The 6,253-nt window shown below is 39.8% G+C and carries 5 protein-coding genes and 2 tRNA genes; 3 read left to right on the forward strand and 4 right to left on the reverse strand.

Annotated features, from left to right (window positions below; all coding sequences use genetic code 11):
- Nucleotides 1-275: 275 nt before the first annotated feature.
- Complete coding sequence (locus HUN22_RS14940) at nucleotides 276-2,072, forward strand: alkaline phosphatase D family protein (RefSeq protein ID WP_174730905.1); 1,797 nt, start codon at nucleotides 276-278, stop codon at nucleotides 2,070-2,072.
- Nucleotides 2,073-2,177: 105 nt separating this feature from the next.
- On the opposite strand, the gene HUN22_RS14945 is transcribed toward HUN22_RS14940, so the two are convergent.
- Together HUN22_RS14945 and HUN22_RS14950 are read right to left on the reverse strand one after the other, a co-directional pair.
- A tRNA-Leu gene (locus HUN22_RS14945) sits at nucleotides 2,178-2,263 on the reverse strand.
- A gap of 11 nt (nucleotides 2,264-2,274) precedes the next feature.
- Nucleotides 2,275-2,348 (reverse strand) — tRNA-Cys (locus tag HUN22_RS14950).
- Nucleotides 2,349-2,500: 152 nt separating this feature from the next.
- Here HUN22_RS14950 and folD point away from each other — a divergent pair.
- Together folD and HUN22_RS14960 are read left to right on the forward strand one after the other, a co-directional pair.
- On the forward strand, nucleotides 2,501-3,349 hold the full coding sequence (folD, locus tag HUN22_RS14955; RefSeq protein ID WP_016140185.1) for a bifunctional methylenetetrahydrofolate dehydrogenase/methenyltetrahydrofolate cyclohydrolase FolD: 849 nt from the start codon (nucleotides 2,501-2,503) through the stop codon (nucleotides 3,347-3,349).
- 233 nt (nucleotides 3,350-3,582) lie between these two features.
- Nucleotides 3,583-4,251 (forward strand): class I SAM-dependent methyltransferase, encoded by a 669-nt coding sequence (locus tag HUN22_RS14960; protein ID WP_174730908.1) that lies wholly within the window; start codon nucleotides 3,583-3,585, stop codon nucleotides 4,249-4,251.
- Nucleotides 4,252-4,273: 22 nt separating this feature from the next.
- Here the strand turns inward: HUN22_RS14960 and HUN22_RS14965 are convergent, their stop codons facing one another.
- Together HUN22_RS14965 and HUN22_RS14970 are read right to left on the reverse strand one after the other, a co-directional pair.
- Nucleotides 4,274-4,696 carry a hypothetical protein gene (locus HUN22_RS14965; protein ID WP_061875302.1) on the reverse strand — a complete coding sequence of 141 codons (423 nt, stop codon included), beginning with the start codon at nucleotides 4,694-4,696 and terminating at the stop codon, nucleotides 4,274-4,276.
- Nucleotides 4,697-4,813: 117 nt separating this feature from the next.
- Nucleotides 4,814-6,145: an MFS transporter gene (locus HUN22_RS14970; RefSeq protein WP_125738457.1), complete on the reverse strand. Its 1,332-nt coding sequence runs from the start codon at nucleotides 6,143-6,145 to the stop codon at nucleotides 4,814-4,816.
- Between the last annotated feature and the right edge of the window lie 108 nt (nucleotides 6,146-6,253).

The raw sequence follows: 6,253 nt of genomic DNA on the forward strand, positions 1-6,253 counted from the left end.
CGGGGCCGGACTCGAACCGGCACGCTTTGTGGGCGGGGGATTTTAAATCCCCTGTGTCTACCTATTTCACCACCCGGGCATGTGCGCAATAATAGAGGACAAGTGCGCGATTGGCAAGAGAAAATCAGAGAGTTTGCTTTATTTTCAATCAGTTCTTGTTGGTATTTATATAAATTAACCAGTTTATGTCATGATTTGTTCATTAAACTGAGATCAGTTGTTCATCTTATCTACCTAAATTTAAGACACTCATTGCTTAAAACTTAGGTAATTTTATGTCAGAGAAAATTTCACGCCGAGAATTAATTCAAAAAAGTCTATTCGGTTTTGGGGCGCTATCTTTACCTGTAGCTTTTACAGGGTGTAATGATGGTTCCGATGATGAAAGTCCAGAAGCACAAGCAGATTTCCTTCATGGGGTAGCAAGTGGCGACCCTTTGCAGGATAAAGTAATTTTATGGACGCGTTTAACACCAGTAGACCTTAGTGCACCTCTTAAGGTGATTTGGGAAATTGCTACCGATGATCAGTTCAAGCAGAATTTAAAGACTGGTATGGTTCAAACGACTAAAACTGACGATTTTACCGTGAAGGTGGATGCAACAGGTCTACAAGCGGGTACGACTTATTATTATCGCTTTCGATTTGGTAGCAAAATCTCGCCAGTAGGGCAAACAAAAACATTGCCTGTAAGTACTAATAAGGTCAGCTTTGCAGTATGTTCTTGTTCTAATTATCCTGCGGGTTATTTTTACGTTTATCGTGAAATGGCAAAACAGAACGTGGATGTAATCATTCATTTAGGAGATTACATTTATGAATATGGGGCTGGTGTTTATCCTACAAAAGAAGATACAGTGCGTGCTTTAGGCGCTGATAATAATAAAGAAATTATTGAATTAGATGATTATCGCAAGCGTTATGCGCTATATCGTCAAGATAAAGACTTACAGGCCGCTCATCAGCGTCATCCTTTTATTGTGATCTGGGATGATCATGAGTTAGCAAATGATACTTGGCGTGAAGGGGCTGAGAATCATACGGAAGAAACTCCAAAAGCAAAGAATGAAGGTAAGTTTTTAGAAAGAAAGCTAGCGGCTTTACAAGCTTATTTTGAATGGATGCCTATCCGTCCTGTCGATGATCAGCACACTAAGATTTATCGCCAGTTTGATTTTGGGGGGCTTGTCAATTTAATGATGTTAGATACTCGCATTATTGCCCGTGATGAGCAGTTGGATTATGGCAACTATATAACAGCAAATGGTTTGGATATTGCAAAATTCCAAGCAGATTTAACTAATCCAATGCGGACCTTAATGGGTGAAACTCAGCGTGAGTGGTTATTAGGTAGTAAAGAGAAAAATATAGTAGGTGTCTTACAAAGTTCAACTGCAACATGGAATGTTGTGGGACAGCAAGTCTTAATGAGTAAAATGTGGATTCCTGCTGAGTTGTTGGCATCGCTGGGGCAAATTACTTCAGGTGGAACATCGCCAGATACGTTAGCTAAAATGAATGCGCAAATTACAGAATTAGTCACATTAAAATTACGATTAGAGCAGGGTGATCCAACTTTAACTGTTCAAGAAAAAGCGCGAGTCACAACATTAGTTCCATATAACCTTGATGCTTGGGATGGTTACTATGCTGAGCGAGAGTTTGTGTACGGTAAATTGGCAGAGTTTAATAAGAAAATTATTGTTTTGGCTGGTGATACTCATAATGCATGGACATCTTACTTGTATAGCCAAAAAGGTGAATATGTTGGTGTGGAACTGGCGACGAGTTCGGTTTCTTCGCCGGGTCTTGAAAAATATTTAAGTATTCCATTAGCTCAGTTGCAACAATTTGAATTTGCCTTTACTACGCTTATCGATGAGTTGGCCTATTGTAATTTAAATCAGCGGGGCTATTTGATGGTTACGCTGGATGATAAGCAGGTGCGGTCAGATTGGATTTTCGTAGATTCAATTAAAAATGCAGAATATAAAGTAGACTCAAGTCGAAACTATCAATTGGTGTTGGATGTGAATTTAACGCCTGAGCAAGATAAGCAAAAAACCGCTTAAAGATATGGGGTGTGAAAAAAGGGTACTAACATGTATCCTTTTTTTGGACATAAAAAAACCAGCTTTCGCTGGATTCTTTATGACACCAATTTCTGTACCAGAAAATGGTGCCCGGGGCCGGACTCGAACCGGCACGCTTTGTGGGCGGGGGATTTTAAATCCCCTGTGTCTACCTATTTCACCACCCGGGCTTTACCAAATTTGGAGGCGGAGGTCGGAATCGAACCGGCGTCCACGGAGTTGCAGTCCGCTGCATGACCACTCTGCCACCCCGCCTACATTTGGTGATGCACATATTAGCAACCTTTACAAAAAAAACAATACTGTTTTGAGATAAGATGAACATAAAAGCAACATCTAGAATAAATTTGCCCAAATAATCATGTATTATTGGCACATTAAATTCATGTCTACCTTGGAGATGTGCTGTGGCATTGGTTTTAGACGGTCGCGCATTAGCAAAGCAAATTGAAGAAAATTTGTCAGTACGTGTTGAAGCATTAAAAGCTAAAACAGGTCGTACCCCAATTTTGGCGACTATTTTAGTTGGGGATGATGGCGCATCTGCAACTTATGTACGCATGAAAGGAAATGCTTGCCGCCGAGTAGGCATGGACTCTTTAAAGATTGAATTGCCACAAGAAACGACAACAGAACAATTATTAGCTGAAATTGAAAAGCTTAATGCCAATCCAGATGTACACGGTATTCTTTTACAACATCCAGTTCCTGCACAAATTGATGAGCGCGCATGTTTCGATGCAATCTCATTAGCTAAAGATGTTGATGGCGTAACATGTCTTGGTTTTGGCCGTATGGCTATGGGTGAAGCTGCCTATGGTTCTGCGACTCCTGCGGGCATCATGACCATTTTAAAAGAAAACAATATCGAAATTGCTGGTAAACATGCGGTTGTGGTTGGTCGTTCAGCAATTTTAGGTAAACCAATGGCAATGATGCTTTTGCAAGCGAATGCAACAGTAACGATCTGCCATTCACGCACACAAAACTTACCTGAGCTTGTGAAACAAGCTGACATTATTGTTGGTGCAGTTGGTAAAGCTGAACTTATCCAAAAAGACTGGATTAAACAAGGTGCAGTGGTTGTAGATGCTGGTTTCCATCCTCGTGATGGCGGTGGTGTTGGTGATATTCAACTACAAGGTATTGAAGAAATTGCTTCTGCTTACACACCAGTACCAGGCGGTGTGGGGCCAATGACAATTACAACTTTGATTCGTCAAACTGTAGAAGCTGCTGAAAAAGCTTTGGGTTAATTTAATTTATTCACGACGGCGTCCTACCGTTTAACGCAAATGTTAGGAGCTCGTATGTTACTTTTCTTTCGGGAAAAGTAACCAAAACCATTTGTCATCCGCAAAACTCATCAGCTACTGATTAGTTATAGATGGGTCGCAGAAACATTTTTGTCTAATGTAGGCCTGCCTCAAACAGTTGCGGATGACGTTAACGCGTATCAAATAGTAATTATAAATTGTTGAGCTTATTTATGAGCTGCACCTTTCAATTAACCAAAGCCCCTGAATATTTACTTCAAGCACTAAATGAAGTTATTCCCAATTGTGAATTGATGGTACAACAGTTACCAGAAACGCCTATTTCTTTATGGCTGATTCCACCTGTTTTTCCAACTGATCGCTTAGATGATGAAGTTATTCGTCGTATTTGGAATGATACGCCGTATTGGATTTTCTGTTGGGCATCGGGTTTGGCGATGGCGCAGTGGTTACTTGCAGAGCCACACCATGTTAAAGATAAAGTCGTTTTGGATTTTGGGGCCGGTTCTGGTGTAGTCGCAATTGCCGCAAAAATGGCAGGAGCAAAACGAGTCATCTGCTGTGATATTGATCAAGTTAGTTTGAATGCTTGCCGCGAAAATGCTCTGTTGAATGATGTTGAGCTAGAATATTTAGATGATTTATATAAGGCTGAGCAAGTTGATGTTTTGCTGGCAGCTGATGTTTTATATGACCAATGCAACCGTTTCTTCTTAGATGAGTTTTTAAAGTTCGCGCCAGAAGTCTGGGTGGCCGATAGCCGTGTTAAAAACTTTAGTCATCCTAAATATCAAAAGATTGATGAAAGAAGCGCTTCTACATGGCCAGATCTGGATGAAGCTAAAGAGTTTAGAAATGTGAGTTTTTATAAGACGCTGTAAAAAGAACAGCGTCTTTTTTATTTTATGAACAAGTATAACGAACAACTTTTAGCGTGCTTGGACGTGCTTCAAGTGCTTGGCGAGTTGCATAGTCTTCACCATTATTTAAACTAGGTGTATTGGATAAGCCAAAAGAAGCACGAGTTTCACCGAGTTGAATTCCATAATGCTCATCTTTAGCTGGATTAGGAATTTCGTTGATGCTCAAAACTGATAATTTATAAACTTTCTGAGCACCGAGCACATTTTGACAAGCACGTTGTAATTTACGCTCATCGAGTTGCTGGTTATTACGACCAGCTAAAGTGTAAGCTAAAGTCGCTGAAGTTTCTGTTTTGTTTTCAATCTGGTATCCAGTTGAACCATTATATTGTCGAGGGGTAGTCTGACAAGCAGTCAAAACAAACATACTACTTAATGCCAAGCATAAAATACTTCTATTCATCAGTATCGTCCTTATTTTCTTATAGCTAGTATCTCATAAAATACAAAGGTTGTTAGGGCTTAATCGCATGATTTGAGCTAACATCGGCGAACGATATTAGCCCTTGTGAGTAAAGTATTAATGTTCTTTAATTTTTGAGTGATGCTTGGTATCTTTCATAAAAATATAAATAATGAGAGAAATGAAGATCATGATACTGACATAAATAAAGTACCAAGATTCATGTCCAGCCTCTTTAAAACTTAAAGCAAAGAACTCTGCTGTACCACCGAATAATGTATTGGCAATCGCATAAGGTAAAGCTACCCCTAAAGCTCGAATGTGCGCAGGGAAGAGCTCAGCTTTAACCACGGCATTAATTGATGTATAGCCTGTTACCATGACCAAACCAGCTAAACATAACCAGAAAGCTGTCCAATAGTTGTTTGTTGTTGCCAGGGTATTAAATAGAATGTAAGTAAATAAAACTCCAGTTACACCAAAAGCGATCATAAGTGGCTTACGCCCAATACGATCTGACAAAGCACCCGCTACAGGCTGTAGACACATAAAAATAAATAGCGCTAAAGTTGTAATTTGAGTGGCTTCAGGTTTGGTAAATCCAGAAGTATTGACTAAATATTTTTGCAGATAAGTCGTGTAAGTATAGAAAGCTAAAGTCCCGCCAGCGGTTAAAAACAATACTGTGAAGGCTTCTTTAGGGTAATGTTTAAATAAAGAAAACATGCCAGATTTTGGCTGGTCTGTCTCTGCCTGAGCATTTTTAAAAGATTGAGTTTCTAATAGACCACGTCGAATACGGAAAACTACAATCGCAAGTAAAGCCCCGATAAAGAATGGGATACGCCATCCCCAATCATGTAGCTGTTCTTCGGTCAATACCATCTGTAATATTAATAGAACACATAGAGCGGTGAGCTGGCCAGCAATCAATGTTACATATTGGAAGCTAGAGAAAAAACCTCGACGATTTCTTTCCGCCATTTCACTTAAATAGGTAGCACTAGCACCATATTCGCCGCCTACACTTAAACCTTGAATTAAACGAGCGACAACTAAAAGAAGAGGGGCAAATACACCAATACTTTCATAACTTGGTGTCACGGCAATAAGCAGCGAACCTATACACATTAATGTGACCGAAAGTGTAAGACCTGCCTTGCGTCCTTTACGGTCTGAATAGATTCCCATAATCCATGCACCAATTGGGCGCATTAAAAAGCCTACAGCAAAAATTGCGGCTGCTTGAAGGAGCTGAGCAGTTTGACTACCTTTTGGAAAAAAAGCATGGGCAAAATAGAGCGTAAATGCGGCATATACATACCAGTCGTACCATTCGACAAGATTGCCTGCAGAACCACCCAAAATTGATTTTAGGCGGGTTTTTGTATCTAGATTAGATTGTGGAGTTGTTGCGGTAGAAGGTTGATCAACCATGAGTCGCTCCATGTTTCGCTTGGGTTGAATGCTAAAAGAGAGATTTATTCCGTTTTTACATATTTTCTAGAGGAGTATTTCACTTTATTTTTTTTATGTCTGTAAAACAATGTTTATTAT

Source organism: Acinetobacter lactucae (assembly GCF_013344765.1).
Lineage (GTDB): Bacteria > Pseudomonadota > Gammaproteobacteria > Pseudomonadales > Moraxellaceae > Acinetobacter > Acinetobacter lactucae_A.